At 49.4% G+C, this 17,941-nt stretch carries 20 protein-coding genes; 9 read left to right on the plus strand and 11 right to left on the minus strand.

Features of this window, described 5'->3' with window-relative positions:
• Positions 1-106: 106 nt before the first annotated feature.
• From hutC to H8K29_RS05045, 4 genes are all read left to right on the plus strand, one after another.
• Positions 107-817 carry a histidine utilization repressor gene (gene hutC / locus H8K29_RS05030; protein ID WP_186896683.1) on the plus strand — a complete coding sequence of 237 codons (711 nt, stop codon included), beginning with the start codon at positions 107-109 and terminating at the stop codon, positions 815-817.
• Positions 818-966: 149 nt separating this feature from the next.
• Positions 967-1,164: a hypothetical protein gene (locus H8K29_RS05035; RefSeq protein ID WP_186883234.1), complete on the plus strand. Its 198-nt coding sequence runs from the start codon at positions 967-969 to the stop codon at positions 1,162-1,164.
• A 51-nt stretch (positions 1,165-1,215) separates the two neighbouring features.
• Positions 1,216-1,863, plus strand: coding sequence for a DUF2242 domain-containing protein (locus tag H8K29_RS05040; RefSeq protein WP_186896684.1), 648 nt, complete (start codon positions 1,216-1,218; stop codon positions 1,861-1,863).
• A gap of 19 nt (positions 1,864-1,882) precedes the next feature.
• The gene (locus tag H8K29_RS05045) at positions 1,883-2,101 is read left to right on the plus strand and encodes a DUF3820 family protein (protein ID WP_186896685.1); all 219 of its coding nucleotides are present in this window, start codon (positions 1,883-1,885) and stop codon (positions 2,099-2,101) included.
• A 157-nt stretch (positions 2,102-2,258) separates the two neighbouring features.
• Here the strand turns inward: H8K29_RS05045 and H8K29_RS05050 are convergent, their stop codons facing one another.
• From H8K29_RS05050 to H8K29_RS05065, 4 genes are all read right to left on the minus strand, one after another.
• Positions 2,259-3,071 (minus strand): SAM-dependent methyltransferase, encoded by an 813-nt coding sequence (locus H8K29_RS05050; RefSeq protein WP_186896686.1) that lies wholly within the window; start codon positions 3,069-3,071, stop codon positions 2,259-2,261.
• 6 nt (positions 3,072-3,077) lie between these two features.
• On the minus strand, positions 3,078-4,793 hold the full coding sequence (locus tag H8K29_RS05055) for a GGDEF domain-containing protein (RefSeq protein ID WP_186896687.1): 1,716 nt from the start codon (positions 4,791-4,793) through the stop codon (positions 3,078-3,080).
• Positions 4,794-4,854: 61 nt separating this feature from the next.
• Positions 4,855-5,070 (minus strand): hypothetical protein, encoded by a 216-nt coding sequence (locus H8K29_RS05060; RefSeq protein WP_186896688.1) that lies wholly within the window; start codon positions 5,068-5,070, stop codon positions 4,855-4,857.
• Between the two features lie 88 nt (positions 5,071-5,158).
• Positions 5,159-6,865, minus strand: coding sequence for a M14 family zinc carboxypeptidase (locus H8K29_RS05065; protein ID WP_186896689.1), 1,707 nt, complete (start codon positions 6,863-6,865; stop codon positions 5,159-5,161).
• Positions 6,866-7,005: 140 nt separating this feature from the next.
• Here H8K29_RS05065 and H8K29_RS05070 point away from each other — a divergent pair, with 140 nt between their 5' ends.
• A complete protein-coding gene (locus tag H8K29_RS05070; protein ID WP_186896690.1) occupies positions 7,006-8,115 on the plus strand; it encodes a beta-eliminating lyase-related protein in 1,110 nt (369 codons plus the stop codon).
• Positions 8,116-8,133: 18 nt separating this feature from the next.
• Here the strand turns inward: H8K29_RS05070 and H8K29_RS05075 are convergent, their stop codons facing one another.
• Genes H8K29_RS05075 through H8K29_RS05100 form a run of 6 tightly spaced genes read right to left on the minus strand, consistent with a single transcriptional unit; the run spans position 8,134 to position 13,874 of the window.
• The gene (locus tag H8K29_RS05075) at positions 8,134-9,462 is read right to left on the minus strand and encodes a TAXI family TRAP transporter solute-binding subunit (RefSeq protein WP_186896691.1); all 1,329 of its coding nucleotides are present in this window, start codon (positions 9,460-9,462) and stop codon (positions 8,134-8,136) included.
• The gene (locus tag H8K29_RS05080) at positions 9,462-10,265 is read right to left on the minus strand and encodes a molybdopterin-binding protein (protein ID WP_186896692.1); all 804 of its coding nucleotides are present in this window, start codon (positions 10,263-10,265) and stop codon (positions 9,462-9,464) included. The genes H8K29_RS05075 and H8K29_RS05080 overlap by 1 nt, the downstream gene beginning before the upstream one ends.
• Before the next feature lie 31 nt (positions 10,266-10,296).
• A complete protein-coding gene (locus tag H8K29_RS05085) occupies positions 10,297-11,118 on the minus strand; it encodes an EI24 domain-containing protein (protein ID WP_255423265.1) in 822 nt (273 codons plus the stop codon).
• A complete protein-coding gene (locus H8K29_RS05090) occupies positions 11,115-12,107 on the minus strand; it encodes a sterol desaturase family protein (protein WP_186896694.1) in 993 nt (330 codons plus the stop codon). Before H8K29_RS05090 ends, H8K29_RS05085 begins: the two co-directional genes overlap by 4 nt.
• The gene (locus tag H8K29_RS05095; protein ID WP_186896695.1) at positions 12,107-12,937 is read right to left on the minus strand and encodes a polysaccharide deacetylase family protein; all 831 of its coding nucleotides are present in this window, start codon (positions 12,935-12,937) and stop codon (positions 12,107-12,109) included. The genes H8K29_RS05090 and H8K29_RS05095 overlap by 1 nt, the downstream gene beginning before the upstream one ends.
• Positions 12,900-13,874: a cytochrome D1 domain-containing protein gene (locus H8K29_RS05100; RefSeq protein WP_186896696.1), complete on the minus strand. Its 975-nt coding sequence runs from the start codon at positions 13,872-13,874 to the stop codon at positions 12,900-12,902. The genes H8K29_RS05095 and H8K29_RS05100 overlap by 38 nt, the downstream gene beginning before the upstream one ends.
• A gap of 240 nt (positions 13,875-14,114) precedes the next feature.
• On the opposite strand from H8K29_RS05100, the gene H8K29_RS05105 reads away from it, so the two are divergent.
• The gene (locus H8K29_RS05105; protein WP_186896697.1) at positions 14,115-14,471 is read left to right on the plus strand and encodes an FKBP-type peptidyl-prolyl cis-trans isomerase; all 357 of its coding nucleotides are present in this window, start codon (positions 14,115-14,117) and stop codon (positions 14,469-14,471) included.
• Between the two features lie 261 nt (positions 14,472-14,732).
• On the opposite strand, the gene orn is transcribed toward H8K29_RS05105, so the two are convergent.
• Positions 14,733-15,317, minus strand: a complete 585-nt coding sequence (gene orn, locus H8K29_RS05110) for an oligoribonuclease (RefSeq protein ID WP_186896698.1) — start codon at positions 15,315-15,317, stop codon at positions 14,733-14,735.
• Positions 15,318-15,356: 39 nt separating this feature from the next.
• Here orn and H8K29_RS05115 point away from each other — a divergent pair, with 39 nt between their 5' ends.
• Genes H8K29_RS05115 through rsgA form a run of 3 tightly spaced genes read left to right on the plus strand, consistent with a single transcriptional unit; the run spans position 15,357 to position 17,919 of the window.
• Positions 15,357-16,625 carry a M48 family metallopeptidase gene (locus tag H8K29_RS05115; RefSeq protein WP_186896699.1) on the plus strand — a complete coding sequence of 423 codons (1,269 nt, stop codon included), beginning with the start codon at positions 15,357-15,359 and terminating at the stop codon, positions 16,623-16,625.
• 38 nt (positions 16,626-16,663) lie between these two features.
• Positions 16,664-17,014 carry a 4a-hydroxytetrahydrobiopterin dehydratase gene (locus tag H8K29_RS05120; protein ID WP_186896700.1) on the plus strand — a complete coding sequence of 117 codons (351 nt, stop codon included), beginning with the start codon at positions 16,664-16,666 and terminating at the stop codon, positions 17,012-17,014.
• Positions 17,014-17,919 (plus strand): ribosome small subunit-dependent GTPase A, encoded by a 906-nt coding sequence (gene rsgA / locus H8K29_RS05125; protein WP_186896701.1) that lies wholly within the window; start codon positions 17,014-17,016, stop codon positions 17,917-17,919. Before H8K29_RS05120 ends, rsgA begins: the two co-directional genes overlap by 1 nt.
• Positions 17,920-17,941: the final 22 nt, after the last annotated feature.

The raw sequence follows: 17,941 nt of genomic DNA on the forward strand, positions 1-17,941 counted from the left end.
TGACGTTCCCATCAGAACAGCTTTTTTTGGAGTTTAAGTTGTATATACAACTTTTGCAAGCGGATTTTTAGTGAGACAATAGCGCAACTATTTCAGCAGGAATCCCGTGCCAAAAGTACAAGTTAATGCCCCCGTTTTCCAGACGATCAAAAATTATTTACTGAAAGAGATTCAGTCCGGTACCTGGAAAGAAGGCGATGCAATCCCATCTGAAGCGATGCTGGCAGAACAATTCAACGTCTCGCGCATGACGGTCAACCGCGCAGTGCGCGAGCTGACCAGCGAACAGATTCTGCACAGGATTCAAGGTTCAGGCACCTACGTTGCACAACAAAAATACCAGGCAACGCTGGTGGAAATCAAAAGCATTGCCGAAGAAATCCGTTCGCGTGGGCACGTGCATAGAAGTGAATTACATCTGCTGGCGGAGCATCCTGCAAGTGAGCAACTTTCGCAGGAATTTATGGTCAAACCGGGGCATCGTCTGTTTCACTCAGTCATCGTTCACTTTGAAGATAATGTCGCGATTCAGGTAGAAGACCGCTGGGTCAACTCCAGTGTCACACCCGACTATCTGCAACAGGATTTCAGCAGCATTACACCGAATGAGTATCTGGTCGCAGTAGCACCGCTGCAAGGCGTTGATTACCGGATAGAAGCGATGATGCCGCCAAAGCAGATCGCCGTGATGTTGAAGATTGCAGTCAAGGACACCTGTCTGGTATTGCACAGAAAGACCCGCTCAAATGGAAAAATCGCAACCGTTGTGACTATGTGGCACCCGGGAAAACGCTACCAGTTTGCTGGCAGTTTCTAATGACAAAATAACTGAGCACGTCATCGAAAAACCGCGCTGACACGTTGCAACAACCGGACTGATACGTTACGACATGATCTGGTAACAGTCTTGTAACAACGTTCATCCTGCCAAGCAGTTAAAATGCAGTCTGAATTAAGGAAATTACCATGGCAAAAAAGAACGAGCTTGATCCGGAAACCGAAGCGCTGATCGCATGGTGCACAGAAGTTGAAGGTTTTTTAGTCGCCGGCGGTGCGACCATCGCGCAAGCACAGGATCACATAGAAGAACAAATCGAGTGGTTCACCGATTTATTTTTTGATGGTTTAAGTCCGGAAGAAGCAGCAAAAGAGGCGCTCGCTTGAGGATAGATCATAGTAAAACCAGCCTCTGCTCACATGAAGTTTAGATTAAAAATGCGCCGTTTATTTTTGTACTTGTCAGTCGCACTTTCTTTGAGTCTGGTCAGTGCCTGTTCCACTACCAAATCGCCCTCCCAACAACATGAGGAATTTGGTGCCAGCGGCGTATTTACGCGCAGTTTTCCCGGTACGGAGCAATCCGCCTGCGAAGCAGCGCGACGCGCGTTGCTGAGCCAGGGATATGTTATCAGCGACTGGAAACCTTCCATCCTGAAAGGTCGCCGCAAATATCAGCACGATGCCGAAGTCCATGCGGAAATCGAGTTTAATGTCGTTTGTGTCGCTAACAGCCAGGGCAGCAACAGCACCACCATATTCGCGAACGCGGTACGCGATCGTTACTCACTGAAAAAGAGCAACACCTCCGCCAGTATCGGCGTCAGCGCGATAGGTTCGGTATCATTGCCATTCGGCAGTACTGATGATGCGCTCGTCAAAGTTGCCAGCGAAACGATACCAACCGGGCAGTTTTATAACCAGTTTTTTGATCTGGTTGAACGCTATCTCGATAGTGTACAAATGCCGAATGATCCCGATGCAGAAAAAAAAGAAAGCGCTTCTGTAAAGGCACCGCCGGCTGAACAATCAGCCGCGCCGGATCAGGCGGGTAAAGAAATAAGTAAGTCGAATGCCGATAACTAAGCTGCCATTTGAAAAACCCATGCAAGCAGATGATTTGCAGCGATTGCTGACACTGAAAATGCCTTACGGTAAATATGAAGGCAGATACATCGCCGATTTGCCGGGGCATTATCTGGGCTGGTTTGCGCGTGAAGGTTTTCCCAAAGGAGAGATAGGCAGATTATTGGAGCTGATGTATGAGATTGACCATAATGATCTGCGGGAACTGCTGAATCCTTTGCGGCAGTCGACAAAATAAACAACTCAGGCCAGCCCTGCGTTGCCTCAATATCACTCAACGCCGTTCCACTCATATCCGATCAGCCTGCGGAGACGAACTGGAAATTAGAAAAAAAGCAGCACAAAGAAATTGTGCTGCTTTTTTTTAATTCAATAAATACCTATACAGGTAAAGCTCAGGCAAGTATGGTGTCTGACAAGGCTCGCAACTGATCAACGACATCCTGATCAATTTGCATCTTATTTGCAGCCGGAATCACCAGTGTGGTGATCTGCTTCAGCGCCGCCTGCGGCAATTCACAGAGACGAATTTTATCCGCCCGTGTCTGCTCCAGCGGGTGGGTAGCAGCCTCATACAAAATCACCTCATGATCAGGTGAATATGTTTTCATGAGCTTATTCACAATGATCTGCAAATGCGCTGGCTCTGTCTCAAAACGTTTGAGTGTCAGATCACCTGCAATACCGATCTGCCACAAAACCAGCAAAGCGGTCGGATCGATCTGGCGCTGATAAATCATGAATTGCGTGGCTTCCATCGACTGCATACCGAAAGTACCCGGGTCGATTCCCAGATCGGCAACCAGACTATCCAGCGCGGAAATCCCCGGCTCCATGTGCGCTTCAAAACCCTCCTGCCGCGCATCAGCAATTGCCATGTGTGAGATGCAGGCGAAAATACCGGGATGCCCATAAAATGCCGCGCATACTTTTTTACCCTGCCGGACTTCATGCAGGATCGTATCAGCCATGCGACGATAAGTATCCCGCCGGGTCTTGCCGTCAACTTTCGTATCGTCGTAATGATCTAATAAACAGACATACTCTTTCGCCACACCTTGCAGCCATTTGCGGGTGAACATGTTAGGAACGGCAGCGATCACCACGTCAAATGACTCGATATAGCTTTTTGCCAACGGCGTCAATTGTCCCGCCATACGCATACCAGTGCCTACACAAACTAATTTCCCTGCTTTTTTATTTAACATTGAATTCTATGAAAATACGGAAACGCGATTACGGCCATCTGCTTTGGATTGATACAGCGCTTTATCAGCCGCTTGCATCAGTTCCTGAAAATTAGTGATGTCGTTAGTGTTCATCGTCATTGTCGCGAGGCCAAAGCTTGCACTTAAAGGGCAACGGATACCACGGGATTCGACATCAATCATAGTAATAGCATGCCGACAACGTTCTGCAAGTTGCAAACCGATTTCCTGTTCCGCCGCTGGCAAAAAAATAGCAAACTCCTCGCCACCAATACGCCCAAAAACATCACCTTTACGCAATACACCGGCAACAGCCTGACTCACACTTTTCAATACCCAGTCACCAGTTGGGTGGCCAAAACTGTCATTCACATTTTTGAAAAAATCCATATCGAACAGGATCAGGCTGACCGCTGCAGTACGATGCTTAACCCCGGCTTCTGCTGAACTCATGAAGTGTGAACGATTGCTGATCTGCGTCAGCCCATCCAGTTCCGCATGGCGTTGGAAAATATTTTTCTGCCTGATAACTTTCCACAACCAGACGCCCAGCACACAAATAAAACACAGTACCAAGACGATGATCAGCAATAGATTCTGATTGCTCTTCTTCTCTAATTTTTTTTCAACATCGAGAATTTTGTTCTTTTGTTCGAGTAAAACCATTTGATTGGCTTTATCCTGAATCTCGAACTTAACACGCTGGTAGGCCAGGTTTTTCTGCAACTGTTGATCAAGCAGCTTATTTTTTAAAGTCAGCGCCGTATCGGCATACTCCAGTGCTGAGAAATACTGCCCCTGTGATCGCTTGATATCCGCCATAATTTCACTGGCTTTTTCCAATAACAAAACGACATTTTCTTTTTTTGCCCTGGTATATGCCTGAACACCGTATGACTCAGCCTGCTGCGTATCTCCCGTTTTTAGGTAAGCTTTAGCAAGTGCCGTTTCCAGCTGTATCAAGTAACCAGAACTCTGACTATTTTTTTTCAACTCTTCAAGCAAAGGTATTCCGGCTTTGATACCCAGAGCATAATTACCTGATTCAATCACATCAATATTGGCGATGGTTTTAATCAAAAGCGAAATAAAAAATCGCCCTTGAGCATCACAAGTCGTAATAGCAACGTTTAACAACTCATTGGCTTTTTGACTACGACCCATTAAAAAATTGATTTCAAGCTGATTGCCAATCCCAAGACAAGTCGCTGGCCCCGGAAGTTCATCACGATCCAGTTCCGGCAAGCGGCGTGCGTATTCCATCGATTCATCGTACGCGCGCAATGAATTCAGAATAGTAATTGCTGATTGCAAAACATCAATCTTGGCATTTTTATTTTTCAGACCGGGTAGCATTACTATGCTCTGATTCATATAACTCAGCGCATTTTCATACTCACCCAAATTGATGTAGCCATCCGATAGCTGATATAAAAATCGGGCGCGATAGTCGATGTCAGAAATATCTGAGATGACAGACTGAACAAATTCCACCCGCTCGCGGTGTTTTCCGAGAAAACCGAGCGCCGATGCACGCAAAAGCAGAAATTTATTTTTTTGTTCGGTAGAGAATGTCGCCTGCTGCAACACCAGCTCATCTAACTTCCTGAGCGATTCATCTGGAGAGTTGAGTAAACTCCGCGAGACATTTTTTAAAAGCGCATCGTTTTTTTCATCCGTACCAGCCTGACTGTATTGATGCAGAAATGCGATGAGCAGCATTGCGCATAATAACAAAAACTTTTTGAATGCCTTCATTATTACGCGCACAACGTTAAACACATCAGTGGGTTGTCTCAGTAGACTGGAGCGTGGGCAGGTTTGCCTCATCAATCCCAATTAAATTGGCCACCCGCGATTTATCGCCTGAAATCAGGGCATTTTTTTCTTCCTCATTCAGACCAAAACTATCCATTGCAGCGACAGGGTTGGCTGCAAATGCTTCACGTGCGTCAGCGTTTTGATCCAGATAATTCAGATAGTCCAGCAGTTTTGACATAGTGTTTCTCAGGTAAAAGTTGATGACATTACTTCCAAGAAAACATTCTATTCGGTTTCATCTTAAATGTAAGCAAAAGTTACCGACATTAGATTATCCGCAACACCGGGTAACAACGCCATTCAGGTTCTCTGTAGCGCTCGCAATGCGTGAAAATAAAATCGAGTACCGCTTCCTGATTACTCAGTAATTCAGGGTGAGTGTTTTTCCATGTTTCAAATAAGGCACGGGTTGCCGGTTCATCGCGCAGGATTTCTGCTGCGGTATCCTCGAAGACATAATCGGAATACGCTTCCTTTTTTTCCAACACACTATTGAAGAAACCCCAACGGAAAAAGCTGTCATGCGCCTGTGGCTCCAGCGTTTCCATCACATAACGTGCCTGTGGCTGATTAAGAGCAATCAGGTAATCACCAGGCTCCGCCTGCACTGTCTGCTGGCGGCTGACGAGCGTCAGCTGGTCGTGAAAAAGATGCCCCTCATACGCGTGCGGATGCGACTGCACAGATTCAATCTGGTAAGCCTGCACCTCAAGCATCTGCGCTTTTTCGACGCGCTGCATCTGCACACCATTCCATTGCAGGCGCTCGATTACGGCGCGCCAGGCTTGCGGAATCAGGTAGGCTTTGGGCTGTGTAACAGTCACATCGCTGACAAAGTGATTGAAGTAAGGAATCGGCTTTTCCCAGGGCTGACTACGGTCATAGGCTAAGCGAGTGTAATGACCGATCACGCTGGGGCGATACACTGCCTGATATCCTTTGAAGAGAAAACTGGATGGACGGCTTTGATCTACCTTCCAGCTGACGGCGGCGTGCGTACTGGTTGCGGCAGCCTGTCTCGCCTGCGATCTTAATGTCTGTATCTGCGCCGCATTCGCAATGGTGAAATCCAGCACGGTCTCAACCAATGCACGCATGGATGCATAGCGATCAGCGAATGGTTTAAGCATGTGCGTTTCAGGCATAAAACCTATCGTGTGATGCAACGCGGCGTAGCCTGTGGAAAAACGCGGTGTTTCCAGAAAATCTTCAATGCCGTGATCCGGAATATCTTTCACCGGATTCACATACGGGCAAGTCGGCCAGCCACGTTCATTCATCTGCGTATAAATTGCAGGTAACATCGTCTCGCGCAAAAAGCCGCCGAGCGCACTCCCCAGCTTATCGGCCTGGGTCTGTATCAGCGTCATCGTGTACTGGTAATCAGCACCATTAGACGTATGCGTATCGACCATGACATCCGGGCTCCAGACACTGAAAAAGCGGTTGAACACCTGCGCATTCAGACTGTCACATTTGATGAAATCGCGGTTCAGATCAAGATGCAGGCTGTTACCGCGAAAGCCGAACATTTCAGGACCATCCTGATTCACACGTGATGTATTCTGACGATTGACGCAGCCATCAACGTTATAGACCGGGATAAACAAAAACACGGTTCGTCCTAATGCGGCCAGCCGCTCCGGCTGCAGGCAAAAGTCACGCACCAGCGCCATACAGCCGTCAATTCCTTCCGGCTCTCCGGGATGAATACCATTGTTATTAAAAAAGACGGGGCGGCCTTCGCTTTGCAACTGCTCACGATCAAACACGCCATCCGCGGTCACGACGCCCGTATGAATAGGTCTTCCTCCATCGGATCTGCCTATCTCAAAAAACTGTAAGGTCCGGGGAAATGCTGCGGCAAGTCGCTGATAGAATTGTATGCACTCTTCCCAACTGGTGGTTTGATTCTGATTGCCAGTTTCATAGGGAGTTAAAAATTGGTGTCCAAGCGTAGGCGTCGTGCTCATATTCAGGATTCTGCAAAATGGAGTAAGGCTTCGATTTTAGCTTACATTCCGACTATCCAAAAACGCATGGCAGAGATGGCATACTGGAGCCTGCGATTTTATCCGCACTACCAAAGAAAAGAATCTGACCGGAGAAGACTGTGAATAACGCCGAGATTATTGCCCTGAAAAACACCTGTCATACCATCCTACCCGGTCATAAAACCCAGACCCCGGCACAGAGTTTTTCACAGATGGCGAGCTGGTGCGAAGCAAATAATATTGAGCATGATGTGTATGGTGAAGGCGATTTTCTGCAGTCATTTGAGAAAAAAATTGCCGGGCTGCTGGGAATTGAATCCGCGATGTTTTGCATCAGCGGCACCATGGCTCAGGTGATTGCATTAAAACTGGCCTGCGAAGAACGCGGCAGTTCGCTGGTTGCGCTGCACCCGACCTCACACCTGCTTTTGCACGAACGCAGTAACTTTCAGGCTATGCATTATTTCACTGCATTGAACATCGGTAATCCTCACCGTCCGTGGACACTGCAAGACCTGCAAGCCCAGCCCGAACACATCGCCGCTGCGCAGTACGAATTACCTATGCGTGAAATAGGCGGGCAATTACCGGGCTGGGAAGAACTCAATGCGATAAAAACCTATTGTCGTCAGCAAGACATTCACCTGCACATGGATGGCGCAAGGTTATGGGAAGCTGCCTGCGGTTTCAACAAACCGTTGAATGACATTGCCGCGGGCTTTGACAGCGTTTACGTTTCATTTTACAAAGGCATAGGCGGGTTTGCCGGTGCTATGCTTGTCGGTCGTACCGATTTCATCGCGAAGGCCAGAGTATGGATGCACAGGCAAGGTGGTAACGTTTTCCGGCGCACACCGTATGTCGTTGCCGCTGCTATGCAATTCGATCAACGTCTTGCGGCGATGCCAGCGTATTTTCAGCGCACCAGAGAAATTTATGTAGTATTAAAAGACTATCCGACATTCATCGCGAACCCTGCAACACCGCACTGTAATATGCTGCATCTGCATTTGCCGGCAGACAAAGAACCCGCCATACAGTTGCGCAACCGCATCGCTGCCGAACAAGGTATCTGGTTATTCAATAATGCTGTCCATACCGCACTGCCAGGTTATTGCATGTTTGAATGGTATGTCGGCGATCAGATGCTGGACATTAACGACAACACATTGCGACAGGCATTAGATTTACTGGCAGCAGGCGTACAGGCACCAGTCCTTTCAATGTGATGAAATGGTGCGCAGGACTTATCTGCTTTTTAGCAAAGATTGCACCCGGGTTCGTACGAACTGGATATGGCTGCGCAGACCATATAATTCCTCGGCATACGAAAGAGGAACGCTGATGCGGTTCACCTTGTCTTCAATTTCATCGAGATAATTCAATTGTTTTTCCAGCGTCGCTTTTTTATCTGAACTGCTCAGGTTATCGATGATCTGCTCGACCGTACGTAACTGACCATACCAGCGATAAATTCTGGAGCGGATACGCCAGACGTATAAAGGGGGAATAATTTTGGACAAAGGCAAAAACAAAGCCCCCAGCGCAACGATGACCACCCACATGCGCTCGATAAAATTTGCGACCCAGAAAGTCAGATAACGTTGCAGCACCGGCGCACCGTTTTTATAGAATTTTTCAGCCTCACCCGATACCGGAATTTCCGTATAGCGATCGGAGGGAAACTCACCCTGCTTGCTCAGCCAGTCGGCGCGACTGTGAATTTTAGCTGCTGCCTGCAACAACAAACCAGTCAACGCCGGATGCAGACTTTCGTGCGCCACCAGCGTTGCTGTCGGTGAGATCAGGTGATAATCGCGGGCTGGTAAATCCAAGCCGATATCGACGATGCCGCGCGGTAAAGTCACTTGCGACAGATAAGGAAAACGCCGGGTATAGGCTTCCGCCTGCACAAAATCAAATAAGCGCACACCAGGCGTCTGCAGCAGCATCTGCACCAGCGGTGCATCGCTGGCGGTGCTGAATACCAGCACATCTAACTGCCCCGCCAGAAATGCCACTGTCGCAGGCGTGTCGTCGAGATGCTGGAAACTGACATCGCCGGCACTCATGTTGTTGACCGATAAAATCTGCTCGAAAATACGGCCAACACCGGTGCCGTCAGGGCCGACATTAATGCGGCGCCCTCGGAACTGGCTGATGGTCGTGAATTCTTTTTTATCGCGGTAAAAAATCCAGATCGGCTCATAAAACAAACTACCCAGCGATATCAATCCTTTTTCCGCTGCTTCCGTGCGATCGGTTGAGCCGCTACGCACGAAGCCTACTTCGATTTCAGAATCTGGGTCACTGATGCGTTGCAAGTTTTCCTGTGAACCTTGCGAGGTTTTAAACCGTAGCTGAATCTGGTTTTTCGCCAGCTCCGCAGCATATAACTTGGCAAAACGTTCGTAAGCACTGTTTTCCGGACCGGTGGAAATGTCGATAATGCGCGGCGGCGCCGGGTCCACCAGCCAGAATCCAAGGCCGCAGACGATCAACACCATCAGTGTCACCGGGCCAAACGCGACGATCAGGTCGCGCAGCGAAAACAGGGTGAACTTGATCTTTTGCATCAGGCGTCGGAACTCAGCGGTACCGGCACATATTCAGAGTGGAAATGATCGAGGCCTGCGAGCATTTTCTTAAATGCGGCTTCCACCTGTGCAGGATCACCTTTGACGCCCAGCTCAATATGTCGGCGCTGCGTCTCTGTGCCAACGCTGGGCAGACTGAAGACTTTAATCAGCGGGAATTCAGCTTCCAAAGCCTCCATTAACGGCGTCAGTACAGACTCTATTGCTTCGTATACCAACACCGCTTTTTCTGCTCTTGCCTGTTGATGAAACAGATGGGAATAATGCGTATCCAGCACCCACTCTATCATCGGCCAGGCCATCACCGGAAAGCCCGGAACGAAATAATGCTGACGTATCGCAAAGCCGGGAATCTTGTTGTAAGGATTCGGAATCAGCGCCGCGCCTTGCGGAAACTCGCCCATTTTGAGGCGCTGCAAATGATCGGGGCTGTTCAGATCCACGGTCTTACCGGCCTCAGCAGCCATTTCCAGTACCCGTTGCTGTATCAGTGTCTTCGCTTCAGTATGTAATTCCAGCGGCAGATTCAGTGCTGCGGCAGCACATTGACGGGTGTGATCATCCGGTGTGGCACCGATGCCGCCGGTCGAAAAAACGATATCGCCGCTGGCAAAACTGCGTTGCAGGATTGCCGTAATCCGTTCGCGGTTATCACCGACGTACTCAGCCCAATCCAGTTGCAGACCGCGCGCATTCAATGCAGCGATCACTTGCGGCAAGTGCTTATCCTGCCGTTTCCCTGAAAGAATTTCGTCACCGATGATGATCAGACCGATAGCCATATGCGTTCCTTTGTTGGAATTCGTGATGCGCTTATTGTACAAGAGCAGACGACGCTGCTGCCCGCTGTTGTGCCAGCGCCGCCAGACAATAGTGCTGGAACCACAGACCGGAAAAAACAAATACCAGCACATACAGCCAGATCGCAAATCCGGCGATCACCGGCAAGAACATCACCGCCATCACACCACCCAGCCACAACAAACCCGGCGCGGCACCGAATATACCCGCAATCGTTCCCATGAACAATAAAGACCAGCGATGCTGTTTCATCAGTGCGCGCCGTTCATCCACATCGGCATATTCAGCCAACGCGTCATAGACGATCACGCGATAAGTGAGCCAACCCCATAACAAGGGTTGCAAGACCAGACTCACAGGTGGAAATAAAGTCAGCGGCAATGTCAGCAGCCAGACGAAAGCAAAAATCACAAACGAACTGAGGGAATACCCTATGCTGCCGAGCAAAGAACCACCATGCCGTTGTTCCAGTTGCGGATAATGGCGGGACCCGACATGTTTGCTGATTGCAGGCATCGCAAACAAGCCTATGCACAATAAAGCGGTAAACACCATCAGCGGTAACAACAGCCACATCGCCACCAGCGGCACCACCATCGCTTTCAATGTGAACAAGCCTATCATTCCCAGGATGTCACCAGCGGTCTGAAAACTGTTGTGATCGGCAAACCATAGTTGCAGATAATCGATCAGCGCCTGCAGACCAAACCACATGGCGACGCTCCAGATCAACAGCGCAGCCAGAAATGGAATGAACGTCAGTAACAACATGCGAAAGTGTAATTGCGCCGCAACCGCTCTCCCCCATGCAATCCCCACAGCAGCAATATTCATGAGTGCGTTTCCTTTTCCATACCGGTCATGCGTTTGAGCCCCAGCCATTGCTGCGCCCAGAATCCACGACCATAATCGCGGGAACATCCTTCCGGTGCAGGCAGTTGATCACGGATGCCGGTCTCGGCATATTCTTTACTGAATAAAGCTGTACCAAACAGCACATCCCATAGCGGAAATAACACGGCAAAATTATGCCCGCCCAAGGTGCCTTTGCCTTGCGTTTCATGCCCCAGACCAATCGCGTGATGCATGCGATGATAGCGTGGCGACACCAGTAAATAATCACCGAACCGGCCGAAATACAGGCGCACATTCGCATGCTGCAGACTCTGCAACATCTGCGATGCCATCACCAGCATCACATACTGACCGGGCTCCACGCCTATCACAATCGCGATCATGCCCATGTAAATATCGCGCAAAAAATCGTCCAGCAGATGATTACGATTATCGCTCCACAGATTCATATTACGCTGACTGTGGTGCAGGCTGTGCAAACCCCACCACCAGTTGAACTGATGGCTGGCGCGGTGATACCAGTAATCAAAAAAATCCAGCACAAACAGGTAAGCAATAAACAGCAAGGCCGGATATTGCAAGAAACCTGACCACAGATTTTCCAGATTAAAAGGGTTGACGCCCTGCAAATGCAAGACGGCTGTCAGATAATCAAATACAGGTGTCAGCAGAAAAAACACCACCATCGAAAACGCGCCCAGGCGATGCAAGGCGGTATAAATAAAATCGTTCCAGCGGGCGTAACGGTCGGTGATCTTATGTACCGGTATCCAGGACTCCAACGGGCGCAAGATCAGGAACAAAATAATCAGTTGTAATACGCCGAAGATAAACCACTCAACACCCTCAAACGAATCTTCCACATATTCACCCAGCCCGACATAAAACATCGTCGGCTGCACGATGGCTTGAAAAATCCAGGATTGAAGGTTGGTCAGTAAATCTGAGAAGTAAGAAATGAAATTCATTATTTGCCAGTGGTATAGGAAGGATGCTCGCGTAGCGTAGCAAAACAAAAGGATTTTTGCTCAAGCCCGGTAATTAAGGGTTCCAGATTTTCCGGTGCCCAGGCCTGCTTGCGCGACCAGATGCCGAGGTGCGCCATGAAAATATCGCCATCACGTAAATGATCAAGTGCGCGTTTTAACAGCAGCGCATTACTGAATTTTTCGCTGGATAATTCGTCGCCGGAAAAACCGGCAGGTGCCCATGCCACATGACGGTAACCGCAAGCTTCACCCGCTTTCAATAAATTCGGTGTCAGCTTACCGCCAGGCGCGCGCCAGTAGGGATCAAGTTGCTTACCGGTCAGTTGAAGAAAACGCTGGTTCACACGACGCAATTCGCTGCAATATTGTTGCGGCGTCCACGCCAGTTTTTTTCCGGCATCAGCGCCGAACTGCGGGCGTACTTCAATCCTACCATCGGGCAAATCACCGATCACATAAACGTGATCGAAAGTGTGCGACCCAAACGCATGGCCTTCATTTGCCAGCGTTTTCCAATATGGTGCCCACGATGGATCGAGAGAATAATCGTCACGCACCGTTTTTTCGTTCGCCAGAAAAAAGGTGGCCTTGATCTGATGGCGACGCAGTGTTGCCGCAATCAATTCCGCCTGCGACTGGCTGCCAGTATCAAATGTCAGATAAATCGTTCCCTTACATGCGGCAGAGTGAGCGGCTGCGGTCGCAGCGGCTGCGCTGATCTGCACCGGCAGAATCAAGGCTGCCAGTGCGGCTGCAAGGTAAGGATGATGCTTAGATGTTGCCGGCACGATTGGCAAAGAAAACGCCATGTGGGGAGCGGCCGACCGGAATCAGCTTGATGACTTTTCTGGAAGGAATATCAACGACCGCCACTTTTTTAATCCAGCGCAGAGTCGCCCACAAAGTCTTACCATCTTCACTGACTTCCATGCAATCAGGGCCGCCGGGAACAGGAATACTGCCAACCATTTCCAGTGTTTGCTGATCGAGGATATTGATTTCATTCGAGGTGCGGTTAGAGACAAACACATGGCGCTTATCGCCCAGCGCACGGAAATTATGCGTGCCGACACCTGCCTTGATACGCTTGACGGTTTTTTGTGTACGCCAGTCAATCACTTCAACGTAATCTTTACCCATGATGCCGACCAGCAGATATTTATCATCCGGCGTCATCACGATACCCGCTGGCAGCTTACCGACAGGAATCGTCCATTTCACTTTCTGGGTCGCCAGATCAATTGCCGACACCTGATCGCTACCTTGCTGAGTAATGAACACCGTCGTGCTGGCCGCATCAAATGCCATATGGCTAGGTAACTTCGCCAGCGGAACACGGTTCACCAGCTTCAGATCCTGACCATCGAATTTATAAAAATCGACGCGATCAAGGCGCAGCGAATTTGAGACGAACCATTTCTGATCCGGTGAAAAACCGATCTGATACGGATCAGCAATATCCTTGATACGACGCTGAATCTGACCACTCTTAGGGTCAAGAAACACCAGCTCATCACCAATCGCATTCGCCACAATCAGAGATTTATTATCCGGCGTCGCCATCAGGTGATGCGGCTCTTTACCGATAGGAAATGTACTGATTTCTTTGTACGTCTGCTGATCCAGCAAACTGACCGTCGCATCACGCGAATTCAGCACGACCACAACGTTTGACTGCGCTGCCGGTACAACGGCGGGAATCAATAAACCAAAAAACAGAGATGCCAACAAAGAACGACTACGCATGAAAGAAGACCGCCAATAAATGAATTAAGTCTGCATTTTACCGTGCATAGTCGTCAGCGGCTTAGATCAGGCTTGCTGTTTTTTTACTTTTCAGCCGATATTGAGAAAAATCAAGGCAACAACTTTCACTCAGGAAACACCGCGCCGCGAAGAAAAGGGCATCATCCGGGCTGATTCCAGCGCCGGACTCTGTTTTTGCTCTACAATTGCGCCACTTTTTTGACAAATAAAGGGGAAACCATGAGCACAATTACTACCGTCAGCGGTTTGCAATACGAAGATAAAATCGTCGGCGAAGGCGCAGAAGCGCAAGCAGGCAATCACGTTGTCGTTCATTACACAGGCTGGCTGCAAAATGCCGATGGCAGCGCTGGCGCGAAATTTGATTCCAGCAAAGACCGTAATGATCCTTTCTCCTTCCCACTCGGCGCTGGTCATGTGATCAAAGGCTGGGATGAAGGCGTACAAGGCATGAAAATCGGCGGCACCCGCATCCTGACTATCCCATCCAGCCTCGGCTACGGCCCACGCGGCGCCGGCGGTGTGATTCCACCAAATGCGACGTTGATTTTTGAAGTAGAACTGCTGGGCGTATAAGCATTGGCTGCGCTGAAAATGGCCTGAAAACAGCCATTTTTGCCCTGTTTTTGCCATTTTTCAGGGAGTATCCTATTCAATTGCGAGCATCTCCTTATAAACAAAGGATGTTAGTGATGCCAAAATACATACTCCCCGGGAGTATATGAAAAATCAGGCGATAAAAATGCGACGGTATTTTCACCGTCGCTTTTTTATGTCTGCTGCTGTCTGCCCAAGTCCGCAACTACGCAACTTCACAGAGGCAGCATCGCCTTCAGCTTATTCCTTGATGAAATGCTGACGGTAATACTTGAGCTCCTCAATCGATTCAACGATGTCGGCTAACGCAGTGTGTTTCTGGTGTTTTTTAAAGCCTGTCGATAATTCTGGTTTCCAGCGGCGGCACAATTCTTTCAGTGTCGACACATCCAGATTGCGGTAGTGGAAGAAGGCTTCCAGCTTAGGCATGCCGCGCGCCATGAAACGGCGATCCTGACAAATCGAGTTACCGCACATCGGCGATTTACCGGCTGGCACATACGGTTTCAGAAATGCGATCAATGCTTCTTCAGCATCGGCTTCGCTGAACGTCGATGCTTTGACTTTATCGATCAGGCCGGAGCGGCCATGTGTGCCTTTATTCCAGGCATCCATTTTGTTCAGCGTCTCATCCGACTGATGGATGGCAAATACAGGGCCTTCTGCCAGCACATTCAATTGCGAATCCGTGACGACCACGGCCACTTCGATAATGCGGTCATTATCAGGGTCAAGGCCGGTCATTTCCATGTCCACCCAGATCAGATTCATTTCATTTGGGCGTGCAGGCGGTGTGTTTGCTTGAATGTCGGTCGCTTGTGACATAATTCTTCCTTAGCTTTTTTACGAATGTCACATTTTCCCATGATTTCAGTCGCCTTTTCGGTTTTCTTCATTTCCTTTCTGCTGGTCACGCTGCTGGTGCAGTTCTGGCTGGGCTCGCGCCACATTCGCCACATACTGCAACACCGGGCGCAGGTGCCTGTGCAATTTGCCGAAAAAATCCCGCTGGCAGCACATCAGAAAGCCGCCGATTACACCATTGCCAAGACCAAGCTTGGGCTGGTGCTGCTGATATTCAATGCGCTGGTGCTGATTGGCTTCACCTTATTTGGCGGCTTGCAGTGGCTGTCTGTCACACTGGTCAAAATCACCGGCCCGGGCATGTGGTATCAGATCAGTCTGATCACCGCATTTGCTGTGATCAGCAGTTTGCTGGAACTACCATTTTCGTATTACTCGCAATTCGTGCTCGAACAGAAGTTTGGCTTTAACAAAATGACGCCGGGCCTGTTCTTTGGCGACCTGATAAAAAGCACGCTGCTGGGCGCGGTGATTGGCCTGCCCCTGATCTGGGTGGTGCTGACGCTGATGGATAAATCTGGTGCGTTGTGGTGGCTGTATGCGTGGCTATTCTGGAGCGGTTTTCAGTTATTGATGATGCTGATCTACCCCAGCGTGATCGCACCGCTGTTTAATAAATTCACCCCTCTGGAAGATGATGGTCTGCGTGCGCGTATCGAAGGTCTGATGCAGCGCGTCGGTTTTGCATCGAAAGGTCTGTTTGTGATGGACGGGTCTAAACGCAGCGCCCACGGCAATGCGTATTTCTCAGGGTTTGGCGCATCAAAACGCATCGTCTTTTTTGATACCTTATTGTCGCGTCTGGCACCGGCTGAAATTGAAGCGGTACTGGCGCACGAACTCGGTCACTTCAAACTAAAACATATCGTCAAACGCATGGTCGTGATCTTTGGCATGTCACTGGTTTTCCTGGGCTTGCTGGGCTACCTGAAAGAGCAGATATGGTTTTATACCGGTCTTGGTGTTGAACCAATGCTGCTGGCAAAAAATGACGCGATGGCCTTGATTTTATTTATGCTGAGCGTGCCGGTATTCACCTTCCTGTTCTCGCCGCTGACCTCGATCAGCTCGCGCAAACATGAATTTGAGGCTGATGCCTTCGCCGCCAAACATACTGATGCCAATGATCTGGTGGCAGCGCTGGTGAAACTATATGAAGACAATGCGTCTACCCTGACGCCAGATCCGCTGCATTCTGCTTTTTATGATTCGCATCCGCCAGCGACGGTACGGATTAACAAATTGCTGGCGGCGTCTTCAGCCGCGTAATTTCATGAATAACGTCAAAAATAATCTCAGGAATGACCATGATTAAAACCGCCGACCTGCTCGCCAAAAAATCGCAAGAAACCTTCACCGGATTACCGGAATCGGAATTGCCTGCTTATCTGGCTGCGACTCCGGGCTGGGCAGTCGATGGCGCGCGTATCGCCAAAACCTATCAGTTCAAAAATTATTACGAAACACTATCATTCATCAACGCGATTGCGTATGTGATTCATGCAGAAGACCATCATCCGGAACTGGTCGTCACTTATAACCGTTGTGTGGTTCGTTTTGACACGCATACGGTGAACGGCGGCAACGGCGGCATTTCAGAAAACGACTTCATCTGCGCCGCTAAAATCGACGCCATTTTTGAGCAAAGTTTTTCCTGATGGCGCATCTACAAGGTCTGGTTATCGCTGCACATGGCCGTCATTACCTGATACAGGCGACGATCAACGGCGAAGTAAAAAAACTGCATTGCGTCACACGTGGCAAGAAAAGCGATGTCTCTGTCGGTGACGTGGTTGAATTCGCGCTGACGTCAAAAAATCAGGGTGTGATCGAAGCAATTACGCCGCGTAAAACCTTGCTGTATCGCTCAGATCAGTACAAGTCAAAAATGCTGGCAGCGAATCTCACGCAACTGTTGATTGTGGTGGCGACAGAGCCCAGCTTTACTGACGATCTGGTCTCGCGGGCACTGGTTGCGGCAGAATCTTCCGGCATCAAGCCGCATCTGATTCTGAACAAAGTGGATGTCACCGAATCACTGCCGAAAGCGCGTGAACGTGTCGGCTTGTATGCGAAGCTAGGCTACCCGGTGCATGAGGTTTCGGCCAAGGCCGATCCTGAAGGCACACGGGTCACGATGGAAAATTTGATGCGGGGTCAAAGCACGATATTGATAGGCCAGTCGGGCATGGGGAAATCCTCGCTGATTAATCTGCTGATTCCCGATGCGGAAATCGCCACGCGTGAAATTTCGGCAGCACTGGATACAGGCAAGCACACGACGACGTTCACCCGTCTGTATCAGATGGATGAAAACTCGTATGTGATTGATTCGCCGGGCTTTCAGGAATTTGGCTTGCATCATCTGAGTGAAGGCATGCTGGAACGGGCGTTCCCCGAATTTTTACCGCATCTGGGACACTGTAAATTCTACAATTGCCACCACCATGCCGAGCCTGGCTGCGCGATTCTGGCCGCAGTAAAAGATGGCAGCATCGCCTCTATGCGGCACGAGCTGTTTGAACAACTCGTGCATGAATCGGCACAAACGGTCGGTTACTGATCGCTACGGATTGCTGAATTTT

The organism is Undibacterium sp. CY21W (genome assembly GCF_014284265.1).
Taxonomy (GTDB): domain Bacteria; phylum Pseudomonadota; class Gammaproteobacteria; order Burkholderiales; family Burkholderiaceae_D; genus Undibacterium; species Undibacterium aquatile.